At 65.7% G+C, this 14,846-nt stretch carries 12 protein-coding genes; 4 read left to right on the top strand and 8 right to left on the bottom strand.

The genetic code is table 11. The features are described 5' to 3' along the window. The first annotated feature begins 34 nt into the window (after positions 1-34). Complete coding sequence (gene uvrA, locus LNV23_RS03440) at positions 35-3,043, top strand: excinuclease ABC subunit UvrA (RefSeq protein WP_505191012.1); 3,009 nt, start codon at positions 35-37, stop codon at positions 3,041-3,043. Positions 3,044-3,102: 59 nt separating this feature from the next. Here uvrA and LNV23_RS03435 read toward each other — a convergent pair whose 3' ends face one another. Next, entirely contained in the window at positions 3,103-3,909 is an 807-nt protein-coding gene (locus LNV23_RS03435) for an MHFG family PEP-CTERM protein (RefSeq protein WP_263561658.1), read from the bottom strand. A 311-nt stretch (positions 3,910-4,220) separates the two neighbouring features. Here LNV23_RS03435 and LNV23_RS03430 point away from each other — a divergent pair, with 311 nt between their 5' ends. After that, positions 4,221-4,625 carry a response regulator gene (locus tag LNV23_RS03430; protein WP_263561657.1) on the top strand — a complete coding sequence of 135 codons (405 nt, stop codon included), beginning with the start codon at positions 4,221-4,223 and terminating at the stop codon, positions 4,623-4,625. Positions 4,626-4,733: 108 nt separating this feature from the next. Here LNV23_RS03430 and LNV23_RS03425 read toward each other — a convergent pair whose 3' ends face one another. The 6 genes from LNV23_RS03425 to LNV23_RS03400 form a co-directional block, all read right to left on the bottom strand. Next, on the bottom strand, positions 4,734-5,180 hold the full coding sequence (locus tag LNV23_RS03425; RefSeq protein WP_263516154.1) for an SWIB/MDM2 domain-containing protein: 447 nt from the start codon (positions 5,178-5,180) through the stop codon (positions 4,734-4,736). A gap of 197 nt (positions 5,181-5,377) precedes the next feature. Further along, positions 5,378-6,538, bottom strand: coding sequence for an alpha-hydroxy acid oxidase (locus LNV23_RS03420; RefSeq protein WP_263561656.1), 1,161 nt, complete (start codon positions 6,536-6,538; stop codon positions 5,378-5,380). Continuing rightward, entirely contained in the window at positions 6,535-7,218 is a 684-nt protein-coding gene (locus LNV23_RS03415) for a Fe2+-dependent dioxygenase (protein WP_263561655.1), read from the bottom strand. The genes LNV23_RS03420 and LNV23_RS03415 overlap by 4 nt, the downstream gene beginning before the upstream one ends. 69 nt (positions 7,219-7,287) lie before the next feature. Further along, complete coding sequence (locus LNV23_RS03410) at positions 7,288-9,510, bottom strand: TonB-dependent receptor (protein ID WP_263561654.1); 2,223 nt, start codon at positions 9,508-9,510, stop codon at positions 7,288-7,290. Between the two features lie 199 nt (positions 9,511-9,709). After that, positions 9,710-10,402, bottom strand: a complete 693-nt coding sequence (locus LNV23_RS03405) for an energy transducer TonB (protein WP_263561653.1) — start codon at positions 10,400-10,402, stop codon at positions 9,710-9,712. A gap of 332 nt (positions 10,403-10,734) precedes the next feature. Next, positions 10,735-11,700, bottom strand: coding sequence for a TerC family protein (locus LNV23_RS03400; RefSeq protein ID WP_263516159.1), 966 nt, complete (start codon positions 11,698-11,700; stop codon positions 10,735-10,737). A 390-nt stretch (positions 11,701-12,090) separates the two neighbouring features. Here LNV23_RS03400 and LNV23_RS03395 point away from each other — a divergent pair, with 390 nt between their 5' ends. Beyond that, positions 12,091-12,450: a phage holin family protein gene (locus tag LNV23_RS03395; RefSeq protein ID WP_263516160.1), complete on the top strand. Its 360-nt coding sequence runs from the start codon at positions 12,091-12,093 to the stop codon at positions 12,448-12,450. 143 nt (positions 12,451-12,593) lie between these two features. On the opposite strand, the gene LNV23_RS03390 is transcribed toward LNV23_RS03395, so the two are convergent. Beyond that, positions 12,594-14,207: a M48 family metalloprotease gene (locus LNV23_RS03390; RefSeq protein WP_263561782.1), complete on the bottom strand. Its 1,614-nt coding sequence runs from the start codon at positions 14,205-14,207 to the stop codon at positions 12,594-12,596. Between the two features lie 146 nt (positions 14,208-14,353). On the opposite strand from LNV23_RS03390, the gene moaC reads away from it, so the two are divergent. Further along, on the top strand, positions 14,354-14,833 hold the full coding sequence (moaC, locus tag LNV23_RS03385; protein ID WP_263561652.1) for a cyclic pyranopterin monophosphate synthase MoaC: 480 nt from the start codon (positions 14,354-14,356) through the stop codon (positions 14,831-14,833). The last annotated feature ends 13 nt before the right edge of the window (positions 14,834-14,846 follow it).

Below are 14,846 nucleotides of genomic sequence, written 5' to 3'. Positions count from 1 at the left end.
CGCAAAGGGGCTGTTTTGACCCGCCCGACCTATGATGGTGGGTTTTCCCGTACAGCTGCCGCCCACCATGACCCACGCACACGACCCCGCCGAGACGCAACGCCTGGCTGCCGAAGCCCCGGCCGAGGCCGGCGGCGTGCTGGACGGGCCGCTGATCCGCGTGCGCGGCGCCCGCACCCACAATCTGAAGAACATCGATGTCGACCTGCCGCGCAACAAGCTGGTGGTCATCACCGGCTTGAGCGGCTCGGGCAAGTCCAGCCTGGCTTTTGACACCTTGTATGCGGAAGGCCAGCGCCGCTATGTGGAAAGCCTGTCGGCCTATGCCCGGCAGTTTCTGCAACTGATGGACAAGCCCGATGTCGATGTCATCGAAGGTCTGTCGCCGGCGATTTCCATCGAACAGAAGGCGACCAGCCACAACCCGCGCTCGACCGTGGGCACGGTGACCGAGATCCACGATTACCTGCGCCTGCTCTACGCCCGTGCCGGCACGCCGTTTTGCCCCGACCACGACCTGCCGCTGGAAGCGCAAAGCATCGGCCAGATGGTGGACGCGGTGCTGGCCATGCCGGAAGACAGCAAGCTGATGCTGCTGGCGCCGGTGGTGCGCGACCGCAAGGGAGAGTTCCTGGATCTCTTCGAGGCCATGCAGGCCCAGGGCTATATCCGCTTCCGGGTCGATGGCGCGACCATCGACGCGCCCGACTTCCCGGCGCTCAAGAAGGCCGAGAAGCACGACATCGATGTCGTGATCGACCGCATCAAGATCCGCGCCGACAACGCCGACCAGCTGCGCCAGCGCCTGGCCGAGAGCTTCGAGGCCGCCCTGCGCCTGGCTGAGGGCCGCGCCCTGGTCGTCAATATGGACAGCGGTGTTGAGCAGATCTTCTCCAGCAAGTTCGCCTGCCCGATCTGCAGCTACTCGCTGCCCGAGTTGGAGCCGCGCCTGTTCTCCTTCAACTCGCCGGTGGGTGCCTGCCCGTCTTGCGAAGGCCTGGGACAGATGACGGTGTTCGACCCCGAGCGCGTGGTCACCTTCCCGACGCTGAGCCTGGCCAGCGGTGCCGTCAAGGGCTGGGACCGGCGCAATGCCTACACCTTCTCCATGCTGGAGGCGGTGGCCGCGCATTACAAATTCGACATCGACCTGCCTTTTGAAGAGCTGCCCGAGACCGCCCGCCAGGTGCTGCTCCATGGCTCGGGCGCGGACGAGATCCAGTTTGTCTACCAGGCCGAAAGCGCCGCGGCGGCCGGCGGCACCAAGAAGCGTTCGGTCAAACGCTCGCATCCGTTCGAAGGCATCCTGCCCAATCTGCAGCGCCGCTTTAAGGAGACCGACTCGAGCGCGGTGCGTGAGGACTTGGCCCGCTATATGGCGCCGCGCTCCTGCCCGCATTGCGAGGGTTCACGCCTGCGCCGTGAGGCCCGCCATGTGGTGCTGCAGCCGCATGACGCCGCGCCCGGCGCCAAGGGCCGCCCCATTTACGAGGTGGAGCATTCCACCCTGCGCGACTGCTTGGACTATTTCGAAGGCCTGAAGCTCAAGGGCGCCAAGGCCGAGATCGGCGACAAGGTGATTCGCGAGATCAGCTCGCGTCTGCGCTTTCTCAATGATGTGGGCCTCAACTACCTGAGCCTGGACCGCAGCGCCGATACGCTCTCGGGCGGCGAGGCCCAGCGCATCCGCCTGGCCAGCCAGATCGGCTCCGGCCTGACCGGTGTGATGTATGTGCTGGACGAGCCCAGCATCGGCCTGCACCAACGCGACAACGACCGCCTGATCGCCACCCTGCGCCGTCTGCGCGACCTGGGCAACACGGTGATCGTGGTCGAACACGACGAAGACGCCATCCGTGCCGCCGACTACGTGCTGGACCTCGGCCCTGGCGCCGGCGTGCATGGCGGCCGCATCATGTCCCAGGGCACGCCCGACCAGGTGGCGGCCGATCCGGCCTCGCTGACGGGGCGCTATCTCTCGGGCACCGCCTGCATCGAGGTGCCGCGCGAGCGCCACCGTGTGCCGGCGACGGCAGTTCATAAGAGTCTCAAGATCGTCAATGCGCGGGGCAACAACCTCAAGGGCGTGACGGTGGAGATTCCGGTCGGACTGCTGACCTGCGTGACCGGTGTCTCCGGCTCGGGCAAGAGCACCTTGGTCAATGACACGCTCTACACGGCCGTGGCCAAGAAGCTCTACCAAAGCCATGCCGACCCGGCGCCGCATGACGAGATCGAAGGCCTCGATGCCTTCGACAAGGTCATCAACGTCGACCAGTCGCCCATCGGCCGTACGCCGCGCTCCAACCCGGCCACCTACACCGGCCTGTTCACGCCCATCCGCGAGCTCTTCGCTGAGATGAACACCGCCAAGGAACGTGGTTACGGTCCGGGCCGCTTCAGCTTCAATGTGGCCGGCGGCCGCTGCGAGGCCTGCCAGGGCGACGGCGTGCTCAAGGTCGAGATGCACTTTCTGCCCGACGTTTACGTGCCCTGTGACACCTGCCACGGCAAGCGTTACAACCGCGAAACCCTGGATGTGCTCTACAAGGGCAAGAACATCACCGAAGTGCTGGCCATGACGGTGGAGGACGCCCACCCCTTCTTCAGCGCCGTGCCCTCGCTGTCGCGCAAGCTGCAGACCCTGCTCGATGTGGGCCTGGGCTATGTCAAGCTGGGTCAGAGTGCGACCACGCTCTCGGGCGGCGAGGCACAGCGGGTCAAGCTGGCGCTGGAGCTGTCCAAGCGCGACACCGGCCGCACGCTCTACATCCTCGACGAGCCGACCACCGGTCTGCATTTCGCTGACATCGCGCTCTTGCTCAAGGTGCTGCATCAGCTGCGCGACGCGGGCAACACCATCGTCGTCATCGAGCACAACCTCGACGTCATCAAGACGGCCGACTGGCTGGTGGACATGGGCCCCGAGGGCGGCTCAGGCGGTGGGCAGCTGCTGCTGGCGGGCACGCCCGAGCAGCTGGCTGCACACGAGGGCAGCCACACTGGGCGCTATCTGAAGCATTTGCTGCCCAAGCGCGGCTGAGCTGAAACAAAAAAGCCGGTCCATCGCTGGGCCGGCCTTCCTGGATTCGGCTTTCGTGATCAGCGGCGGCGGCGGCGCGCGGCGACGAACATCAGGGCCAGCAGTCCAGCGCCGAACATGGCCCAGCTGCTGGGCTCGGGAATGGCCGGCGGGTTGTTGATCACCACGCTGGGCGGCAGCGAGGGCACGCTGAAGCCGCTCGGCGAGGGGCCGGGATTGTTGCCGCTGAAGGTGGGTGGGTTGCTCGGCATCACGCTGCCCGGGGTGGCGCCGCTGCCGCCGTCGAGGCCGCTGTTGGCGCCGCTGGCCAGCTGGGAGAAGCTGTTGCGGCCGCTGTCGGGCCCACCGCCGCCGAGCGCACCGGCCGAAGGCGGGTCCATCTCGAGCTGGCTTTGCGGGTCGTCAATTTCCTGGGCTGCCGAAGCGACGTTGACCGCCGCGGCCGGTGCCGAGGCGCGCGGTGTCAGGCGCTGGATGCGGCTGACGTTGCGGCAGACCGTGGGCACCAGAATGCACTGGCCCTCTTCGCAATAGACCAGACCGCGTTCTTCGTATTTCTGCGTCCATTTGGCGCGGCTGACCGTCTTGCAGACATTGTTGGCGCCGAAATGCATCTCGCTGATCGTGCTGCCATACATGGCCTTGCTGCCCTTGATCTCGTCGCGCTGGATGGTGACGATTTCGTCGTAGTCACGCTTTTGCATGCGCGCCTTGAGCGTGGCACGCACCGCCGCCGGGATGTCCTGGTAGCGGTCCACCGCTGCGACCACATCACCCATGAAGGGGTTCACGCCCGGCCGGTCCCATGAGCAATGGGGCAGCGTTGCGCCGGAGGCAGCAAGAGCGAGAGCAGCAAGAAGGGGCATGAAACGTGGTCCGTCTGAAGGGCTGCGGGCGTTCGGTCGTCGCCCGGGAATCTGCTCTCTGGAGTGAGAGCTGATCTCCATGTCAAGAGTGTAGTAACCCTAGGAACCCATAGCGGCCCTGCGGCCCCCTCATGTGCTGGGGACGGCTGATGCGGATTTCACGAACCGTGCCGGCTTGTGGGCTCGCTTCCACGGCCGCCCGGCGCCGGCCTGGATTTTTTGCAGCGGCGCAGGCCCGCTGCCGGTGGTGGCCGGTTTCGCTGCTATCGTTCGCGACAGCAACGCAGTTTCTTGCCTTCCCAGCCTTTCCCATGTCTCCAGCCCCCGCCCTCCAGGTGCTCTACGTCGAAGACGACCGCATCAACATCGTCTTGATGGAAGAGGTGTTTCGGCGCCTGCCCGGCTGGCAGCTGCACTGCGCCGAGGATGGCGAGCAAGCCCTGACCCTGCTGGCCGAGCGAGCTGAGGCAGGCTTGCCCGACCTGCTGTTGATCGACATGAATCTGCCCGATATGAGCGGCCTGAGCCTGATCGAGGCCTTGCGCGCCGACCCGCGGCTGGCGCTCCTGCCCTGTGTGGCCTTGTCAGCCGATGACCATGCCAGCCAGGTCGAGGCCGCACGTGCCGCTGGTTTCAGCGATTACTGGGTCAAGCCCATCGATGTGCTGCGTCTGAGCGAGGCCTTGCAGGCCACGGCCGCGCGCATGGCGCGCTGAAACGCGGCCTCCGTCGGAGGGACGAAAAAAAGCCCGGCATGCCGGGCTTTGTCATTGTCTGCAGTGCAGCGGCGGAGGCCGAGCTGGCCGGCCGCCACCGAAGCCGCATCACTTCAGGTGGCTGTTGATCAGCTTGGTCATCTCGAACATATCGGCCTTGGCCTTGCCGAAGATTTCCTTCAGCTTGGCATCGGCGACGATGATGCGTTTTTGCACTTCGTCCTGCAGCTTGTTGGCCTTGATGTATTCCCAGACCTTCTTGGTCACATCGGTGCGCGGCAGCGGTGCTGCGCCGACGATGGCGGCCAGGGCCGCGCTGGGGGTCAGGGCTTTCATGAAGGCCGCATTGGGCGTGCGCTTCTTGGCGGGGGCTGCAGCCTTCTTGGCCGCAGGTGCCTTCTTGGCCGCCGGTGCAGTCTTCTTTGCAGGAGCTGCCTTCTTGGCCGGCGCAGCAGCCTTCTTGGCGGCAGGCGCCGCGGCTACTTTCTTTGCCGGAGCGGCCTTGGTTGCCGGAGCCGCCTTCTTTGCGGGTGCGGCCTTCTTCGCAGTTGCCATTTCAATTCTCTCCATCAAAAGTTGTTGATGTGCCGGGTCCGGGTGAAGGCCGCATAAGCCTTCAATTCTCTCTAGCACCGAGCAGGGATGATGGTACTGCGCACCTATGGCATTGAGAAGGCTTTGCCAGGGGCTGGCACTCGGTTCTCACGCGGAAATGACGCTTGTTTACCCTTGGTGTCGCGGGCTTGCGTCATTCAGGGCCCGCCACTGCGTGTAAACCCGGCGTCGGACTCGTCGCTCCAGAGCTGCGCAGGGCCGATGTCTGCGAGGGTTTTGCAACCGCACAAGGCCATGGCGATCTCGAATTCGTCGCGCAGCAGACGCAGCGCGCGGGCCACGCCAAGCGCGCCGGCGGTGGCCAAGGCATGGATGTAGGGCCGGCCCAGCAGCACCGCATCGGCCCCCAGGGCCAGGGCTTTCAGCACATCGCTGCCTCGGCGGATGCCACCGTCGACCAGCAGCGGCAGCTCGGGCCCGACCGCAGCGCGCACGCGCGGCAGCAGCGCGGCGGTGGGCGGCAAGGTGTCCAGCGTGCGGCCGCCGTGGTTGGAGACGATCAGGCCGGCCACGCCGCGAGCCACCGCTTCACGTGCGTCCTCGGGGTGGTTGGCGCCCTTGAGCAGCAGGGGCAGGGCGCTGTGCGTGCGCAGCCAGTCGATCTCGGCCCAGGTGGCGGCGCGCGGCATCAGGCCATCGAACAATTCGCTCTGGCCCGGCTGCAAGTTCAGGGGCTTCTTGATGCCGCCGAGGTTGACCGCTCGGATCCCGGCCGGCAGCTGAAAGCCGGCGCGGCGCTCGCGGTCGCGCGCACCATGCACAGGCGCATCGACGGTCAGCACCAAGGCTTGGAAACCGGCCGCCTCGACACGGCGCAGCAGCTGCAGCATGAAGTCGCGGTCATCGCGCCAGTAGAGCTGGAACCACAGCGGGCCGCTGCTGGGCTCGTCGTGAAAGGCCTGGGCCATCGCCTCCATCGGTATGCTGGACTGAGCGCTCAGCACCATGCCCGCTTGTTGAGCGGCGGCGGCGTAGGCGCTGGCCAGCTCGCCATCGGCATGGGCCAGGCGCTGGTAGGCGATGGGGGCCAGCAGGATGGGGTGGGCCAGGGTCCGGCCCAGCAACTCACTGCGCGTGTGGCCGCCGGCCAGATCGCGCAGCACGCGCGGCTGCAGCTGGATGGCATCCCAGGCGCTGCGGTTGGCGCGCAGCGTGATCTCGTCGCCGGCGCCGCCGTTCAGATAAGCCCAGTGCTCGGGCGCGACGGCGGCCTGGCCATGGGCTTCGAAATCCGCGAGGTTGGCGATGCCTGCGGGAATGTCCTGCAGCGGCGAGAGGTTCGGCTTGGCGTCGCTCATGTGTCGGCCCACATGCGCAAGAGGTTGTGGTACGTGCCGGTCAGCTGGACGGCGGCGTCACCATCGCCATGTTCGCTGCGCAGCTGCATCAAGGCCTGGTCCATCTCGAACAACAGGCGGCGCTGTTCGTCGCTGCGCACCATGCTCTCGATCCAGAAGAAGCTGGCCAGTCGCGCACCGCGCGTGACCGGCTCGACCCGGTGCACACTGGTGCCGGGGTAAAGCACAGCGTCGCCGGCGGCCAGCTTGATGCGCTGCTCGCCGTAGGTGTCGGCGATCACCAGCTCGCCGCCCTCGTAGTCCTCGGGCTCGCTGAGGAAGACGGTGCAGGAGATGTCGGTGCGCACCCGCTGGCCCGTGCCGGGCACATAGCGGATCGCCTGGTCGATGTGGTTGCCGTAGGTGTTGGCCTCGCCGGCATAGCGGTTGAACATGGGCGGCAGCAGGCGCTTGGGCAGGGCCGCGGAGAAGAAGGTCGCGTGGCCCTCCAGCGCCTTCAGCAGCAGGGCTTGCAGCGCGCGCGCCGGCTCGCTGCCGAGCGGCAGCTGCTGATTGTTCTTGACCTGGGCGGCCTGCGCGCCGGCCGTGAGGCGGCCGTCCTGCCAGTCGGCCTGGCCCAGCAGATCGCGGGCCTGATTCAATTCAGCGGGGCTGAGGAGCTCGGAGATTTTCAACAGCATGGTGATCGGGGTCAAAAAGAAAAAGGCCCGAGCGCAGCCGGGCCTGTCAGAACCGACGCCGACCCTGGCTCAGAACTTGTAGGTGCCCGTCAGGTTCGCGACCCGGCCGGTGCCAGGCACGTAGAAGGCCGTGTACAGCTGGTCAGCATAGTGCTTGTTGCTCACATTGCTGACGTTGAGCTTGAACAGCAGGGTGTCGCGAATCACGGCGTACTCGGCCATCAGGTCGGCGGTGACGAACTTGGGCGCGTAGAAGCCCGGGTTGCGGTTGGGCTGTTGGCCGCTGCGGCCGTTCAGGCCACCACCGACGCGCAGCTGCGGCGTCAGTTGGTAGGTCGTCCACAGGCTGCCCGAGTAGCGCGGGGTCAGCGAGGGGCGGGTGCCCTGGCCTTCCGCGCCTTGTGCGCCGATGTCGATCTTGGCCACCGGCATCCAGGTGAAGTTGCCGAAGACCTCCCATTCCGGCGTGATGCGGCCGGCCACATCCACGTCGATGCCGGCGGCATGGCGCTTGCCCGAGAGGATGATCACATTGTTGTTCAGCGGGTCGGTGTTGCGCTCGTGCAGCTTGGTGGCGCGGAAGATGCCCACGCGGGTGCTCAGCTTGCCGTCGGCGCTGTCGTAGTTGGCGCCCAGCTCGACGTTGACCGACTTTTCGGGCGGCACGTCTTTGTTCTGCGCGCCCAGCGAGTAGGCGTCACCCGAGGTGTTGAAGGAGGTGGCACCCATCAGGTGGAAAGACAGCTGTGCGTTCGGCTGGAACAGCACGGCGGCGCGCTGGCTCCACTCCGACACCTTCATCACATAGTTGGTGGTGACGATCGGGGCAGTGGCCGAGTAGCTGTTGTAGTCGCCCTTCAGATGGTCGTAGCGCAGGCCCGCCAGCAGCTTCCAGGTCGGCGCCAGCGTGACCATGTCTTGCACATAGCCGCCATAGCCCTTGGAGACATAGTCGCTGCCGGTGCGGAAGTTGCGCTGCGACTCGTCGTAGGAGGCGCCGTCCGTGGGTGTGCCGAAGCTGGTGCTCGGCTTGCTCGGCTGTGTGCCCAGTGCGGCGAAGACCTGCTTCTTCTCGTCGGCGTAGTCAACGCCGGCCTGCAAGTAATGCTTGAAGCCCAAGGTGATGAGCTTGGCGCTCAGATCGGTCTGAGCGGTGACGGTTTGCATGTCCTGCTTCTTGAGCATCAGGCTGCGCGTCAGCACGGTGCTGGGGCTGAGCGTGGCCAGAGACATGGCCGTGCGGTCCGGCTGTACGGCGGCGCCGCCGAAGCGGATCAGGCTGGCGCGCATGTCGCGGGTGTAGTTGGCGTAGCGCAGCTTGGTCAGCAGTTCCACGGTGCTACTGAAGCGGTGGGTGTGCGAAACCATGGCGAACTTGGCCGAACCCTTGTTCTGGTCGCTGCTCATGCCGTAGTAGCTGTCCGGGTCCACCGGCACCAGGGTGCTGGCGCTGGTGGGCGAAGTCAGTGTCGGGCGCACCCAGGGCAGGCCGTAATTGACGCCGTTCTGGTTGTCCAGGGCAGAGACGGTGACGCTGAACTCGTCCTGCTCGCCAATGCCCCAGCGGTAGTTGCCGGCCAGGCCGGCCTTGTTGATGGCCGAGCCAGCGCCGTTGCTGTCGGCGCGCGTGACCATGGCGTCCATGCGCAGGGCCGAGGAGTCGCCGGTGCGCAGATTGAAGTCACCCAGAGTGCGCAGGGCGCCATGGCTGCCCATCGACACGTCGATCTGGTTTTCATTCAGCAGACGCGCTTGTTTGGTCACCTGGTTCACGGCGCCGCCTGTCGAGCCACGGCCGAACAGCATGGACGCCGAACCGCGCAGCACTTCGATGCGATCCAGGAAGAAGGTGTCGCGCTCGTAGAAGGCCGGGTCGCGCATGCCGTCGATGAAGATGTCGCCCGTGCTTTGCAGCGAGATGCCGCGCAGCTTGATGTCTTCTTCGCCGCCCTCGGCCGCCTGGAAGGTGATGCCCGAGGTGTTCTTCAGCACTTCCTTGACGTTGTCCAACTTGCGGTCATCCATCAGCTTTTCGGTCACGACGGTGATGGACTGGGGGATGTCACGCAGTTCTTGCTTGCCCTTGCCGATGCGGGTTTCGGTGGCTTGGTAGGCGTCCTTGCCCGTGGGTTCGGCGCTGGCCTTGGTGCGCACGATGGGCAGGGCGTTCTCGGCCTTGGCCGGCTCGGCCGGCGGCGTGACGGTCTGGGCCAGGCTGGCGCTGGCCAGGCCGAAGCCGGCGGCCAGGGCACCCAGGGGCAGCAGCGCTTGACGGGACTTGAGGCGGGTCATGGGAGGTACTCCTGAAACATTCAATCAATCAATGTGGAACATGGCGCAGCCCGGACCCGAGGCTTGGCGGCCTCGGGCGAGCTGCGAATCCGTGAGATGTGGCGGGCTGGCTCGCAGGCGCGAGCTGGCTGGCTGCAGAAAAGAAAGCAAAGGGGGGGGCGCCGCAGGCTGCGGGCCGGTCGAGCTGAGCTGCTGAGGGCTAACGCTCCAACTCGTAGGACAGCTGGGCGGTGGTCTCCCACTCGACGGGCTGGCCTTGCAGCAGATAGGGCGAGAAGCGTGCGCTCTTGATGTCTTCTAGTGCCGCCTTGTCCAGACGTTCGTAGCCGGAACTCTTCTTGACCGAGGCTTCCTTGAGGCGCCCTTGGGCGTCGACCAGGATGCGCAGTTGCACCAGGCCTTGCTCGCCGGAGCGGCGTGAGAGCAGGGGCATGTTCAGCCGAGGTTCAGCAAGATAGCGCACGGCATGGGCTGGAATCTGGTGCACGGCGGGTGGCGCCGGCGGCGTCACCACGGCCAACATCGGTGCGGGGTTCGGCGCGGCAGCGGCCGTTTGCGCCGGGGCGCGGGCGGCCGGCGGCTCGCTGCTGATGACCTGGGCCGCCAGCGGTGCCGGGGCGGTGACGGGCGTCGTCACCAGGGGCGGAATCACCGGGGCCGGCATGGGCGCCAGCTTGGGCAGATGGGGGGCCGGCGGCGTGGGCAGCGGTGCCGGGGCCGCGGGCTTGGAGGTGTTGGCGATCAAGCTGACCTGAATCGGCGCCGGTTTTTCCGGCGCGGGCAGGGCCCGGCGCACCATCAGCCCGGCGCCGAACAGCAGATGCAGGCCCAGCACCGCCAGCAGAAAGCCGCGCTTGCGGCGAGCGGCTTGCGGGTCGACGGGCAAACCCATGGACTGCAGCATGGGTGGGCCGGCCGGCTTTGTGGGCTTGCTGGCTGAATTGCTCGACTTGTGACCCGCCACAAAGCCGGCCTGACCGGCCGACGCCGGGACGCCGAGGGAGATGGGGCTGAGGAGTGCGGAGGTCACAAGGTGGAGGCCGCGCGAGGCTGCGGCAGATCAATCAAACTGATGAAGATCTTAACACTAATGAGAACAATTCTTATTTGATTTTATTGATTGAATGGATTGGGTGGACATGAAAAAACCCCGGGCGCGGGCGGCGGCCGGGGTTTTTTTGAGGCCGGCCACCGCAGGGGTGGCGCGGGCGCTCGGGCCGGGGATTACTCGGCCTTGGGGCTGATGCGTGGCGCGGTGCGCAGGCTCCAGACCATGGTCACGGCCAGGATGGCCACCACCACGCCGAGCGACAGCAGCACCGGGATCTTGATCACGTCGATCAGCATCATCTTGGTGCCGATGAAGGCCAGCACCACCGCCAGGCCGTAGCTCAGCAGGTGGAACTTCGTTGCCATGGCCGCCAGCAGGAAGTACATGGCGCGCAGGCCCAGGATGGCGAAGATGTTGGAGGTCAGGACGATGAAGGGGTCGTTGGTGATGGCGAAGATGGCCGGGATCGAGTCGACCGCGAAGATCACATCCGTCATACCGACCAGGGCGATCACCAGCAGCAGCGGCGTGGCCATGCGCTTGCCGTTCTGCACGGTGAAGAAGCGCTCGCCGTCAAAGCGGTCGCTGACCGGCATGGTGCGGCGCAGCAGCTTCAGTGCCGGGTTGGCTTCCAGATCCGGTTCTTGGCCGGCGGCCCACCACATCTTGATGCCAGTGATCAGCAAGAAGGCGCCGAACAGATAGAGCACCCAGTGGAACTCGGCAATCAGCCAGCCGCCCACCAGAATCATGACCGTGCGCAGCACGATGGCGCCGATGATGCCGTACATCAGCACCCGCTTCTGATACGCCGGCGGCACCGAGAAGTAGGTGAAGATCATCAGGAAGACAAAGATGTTGTCCACCGCCAGCGACTTCTCGATCAGATAGCCGGTCAGGAACTCCAGCGCCTTGGTATTGGCCAGGGCGACATCACCGGAGGTGTCTTTGACGGCCCACCAGAACAGGCCGTTGAAGGCCATGCTCAAGGCCACCCAGACCAGAGACCAGTTGATGGCCTCCTTGACCGACACCTCATGCGCGCCCTGCTTGCGCAGCACCACGAAGTCGACAAAGAGGGCGACCAGGACGGAGCCGCCAAAGAAAAACCATAGCCACAGGGGCGCAATCGTGCTCATGAAGAAGAGACTCCCGCAAGAAATGTTGAACTCAACTGCTCACCGCTTCGGTGGGGCCCAAGAATAGAGCCAAACCAAGGCGGGAACAGCGCGTGTTGCACCGAAAGGTCTTGCGGGACGGGAGGTGTATGTTGGACCAGGGCGGTCTCACCTTCCAGCTGCGGGGCCCGGGTGTTCTTGGCAGAAGCACCGTACTGACGGACCGTCGCCACGGCGCGGTGCCGTGTAGCTACTCCCCTTGCGGATGGATGCATTGTGCCAGGGTTGGGCAAGGTCTGACCCCGTCATGTGGTCAATGACTGTACAAAGTCATGATTCTTGCGTGGCAATGGGTTTAATCTCGCGGGCATCGCAGCTTGCCTGCCCCGGCCTCACCCTCGCACCCAGACCATGTTCAAAACCCTGATTCGCTGGCTCCTGCTCGCTGCTGCCCTCTTGCTGGTCGCGCATCTCTACCCAGGTGTTGTGGTCAAGAGCTTCAGCTCCGCCCTGATCGCGGCTTTGGTGTTGGGCTTGCTCAACACCTTGTTGCGGCCGATTCTGGTGCTGCTGACCTTGCCGGTCACGGTCATCAGCCTGGGGCTGTTCCTCTTCGTCATCAATGCCCTGATGTTCTGGGCGGCCGCGCATCTGCTGGAAGGGCTGGCGGTTGAGAGCTTCTTCGCCGCCCTGGTCGGCTCCTTGATCTACAGCCTCTGCGGCATGGGTATTGATGTTCTGATGGAGCGCATCTTCCCGCCCCAAGATTGAGAGGGAGAGAACTTTTTGCTGCGCGGCCGCCATACGTCGTTGGCCGAATGCTCGGAATCCTCACGTACACAGAGTACGTTCCGGTTCCTGCGCTCCGCCCGCCTAGTCTGACTGCCGCTCGCTACAAAAGTTCTCACCCTCTGTCAGGGCAGTTCGGCGCCGGGCGGGATGCCGCGCGGGTACATATCGCTGAGTATTTGCCGCCGTTCGTACAACATGGTGCGCAGGCGCGCATCGATGACGGAGGCCTCCACCGGGTCGGCGTCGCGGCCGCGTGATTGGCGCAAACCCGAGCGCATGCGGTCGATGGCGCCGCCCAAGTCGCCCATGGCATAGCGTGCTTCGCCCTGAGCTCGCACGGCGCGCAGGGGCTGCTCCAGCTTTTCCCACAAGAGGCCCAGCTGGCTCCAGGCCAGCACATCCTTGGGGTTGAGGCTGACCCAGGTTTGCAGCGCATCGGCCACTTCGCGGGCTGAATCGGGCCCGCGCGGGTCCACCAGGGCCAGGCGGCTGCGCTCCATCAGCAGCGGCCGGCTTTTTTCCCGGGGCAGCGTGTCCAGCGCCGCAAAGCCTTCGCCCGTGCGCGCCTGGGCTTGGGCCAGTTCGGCCCGCAGATAGCGCAGCAGGCGCAGCGCTTTCGGGTCATTGCCCAGCAGCTGTAGCTGTTGTTCGGCGCTCTCCAGGGCGCGCGCGGCGCGCGGGAAATCACGCATCTTGATCGAGGCCAGGCAGCTGGTGTAGCGCGCGCTGAGCTGCTCGAAGCCACGGCCCACGGTCGGGCCGCGCTGCTCGCGCGCACCAGCGTCGAGGTTTTGCAGCTGCGCCCACACCTCGGCGCGTGGATCCATCAGTACGCGAGAGCGCGCGGCCATCAGCGCATGCTCGGCCAGGTTGATCGGGCGTTGAAAATCGCCCGCCCCCAAGCGGGTGCGCGCATCGCCGATGCGTTCGCTGGTCAGAGGGTGGGTGCGCAGATAGGGGTAGCTGCCCGAATCCATCAGGTGGTGGGCCTGCTCCATCTTCTCGAACATGCTGAACATGCCCGAGGGTGTGTATCCGGCCGAGCTGAGCACCTGGAAGCCGACGCGGTCTGCCTCGCGTTCCATATCGCGCGAGAAGTTGAGCGAGGCCTGGGCAGCCAGGGCTTGCGGGCCGACGATGGCGGCATTGGCCGCATCGATGCTGCCGCTGCGCGAGGCCGCGATCAGGCCGGCCAGCATGGCCGCCATGGCCAGCATGCTGTTGCGCGAGTCGCCGGCAATCCGGCGGGCGATGTGGCGCTGGGTCACATGCGAGAGCTCATGGGCCAGCACCGAGGCCAGCTCATCGCGCGAGCTGGTCATGGCGATCAGCCCCAGGTGCACGCCAACAAAGCCGCCGGGCAGGGCGAAGGCATTGACCGAACGGTCGCGCACCAGAAAAATTTCCCAGGCGAAACGGTCGATGGTTTCGTCGCTGATATTGCCGAGCAGCTTGGCCGAGACGACCAAGGGGTCCCAGATGCCGAGCAGGTATTCCTGCAACAGCGGGTCATCGAGGAAATCGGGGTCCGGCCGGATCTGCCGCATCACCTGGTCACCCAGATGGCGTTCGCTGCCGACATCAAGGTCTTGCGACACCGAGTCGCCCAGCGAAGGCAGCGCCACCTGGGCTTGGCCGGCAGGGCTGCTGCACAGCAGGCAGCTGGTGGCGATGGCAAGCAGGCTGCGCCGCAGGCCGGAGCCACGGGGCGAGCGAAAGTCGGTGCGGATGCGCATGTTCAACAACAGAAGTCTCCGGGCCGCGTTGCAGGAAGCGGCTCACTATGATGCCGCTTTATCGCCGCACCACGTTGCCGCATTGTTGCCGGTGCTGCGGCCTGCGCCCATCTGGTCTTTCCCTCGCCTCTACCGAATCCGCTGCCATGAGCTCTCCACTGACCCATTTCGACGCCCAAGGCCAAGCCCATATGGTCGATGTCGCGGCCAAGGACGTGACCCACCGCATCGCCCGCGCCAGCGGCCGCATCGTCATGCAGGCCGCCACCCTGGCCCTGATCACGGGCGGCACGGCCAAGAAAGGTGATGTGCTCGGTATTGCCCGTATCGCCGCCATCCAGGCCGCCAAGCGCACCGCCGACCTGATCCCCTTGTGCCACCCCCTGCCCCTGACTCGCGTGGCTGTCGAATTTGAAATCGACACGGCAGAGAACGCCGTGCACTGCAGCGCCCAGGTCGAAACCCTGGGCCGCACCGGCGTCGAAATGGAAGCCCTGACCGCCGTCCAGATCGGCCTGCTAACCATTTACGACATGTGCAAGGCCGCCGACCGCGGCATGGTCATGGGGCAGATCCGGGTGCTGGAGAAGCAAGGGGGGAAGAGTGGGGATTGGGTAAGTACCTGATTCACTTGGAATT

The sequence above is a fragment of the Kinneretia sp. DJ1R-11 genome (assembly GCF_025717595.1).
Taxonomy (GTDB): domain Bacteria; phylum Pseudomonadota; class Gammaproteobacteria; order Burkholderiales; family Burkholderiaceae_C; genus Paucibacter_A.
This window is presented reverse-complemented; position numbering and strand designations above follow the sequence as displayed.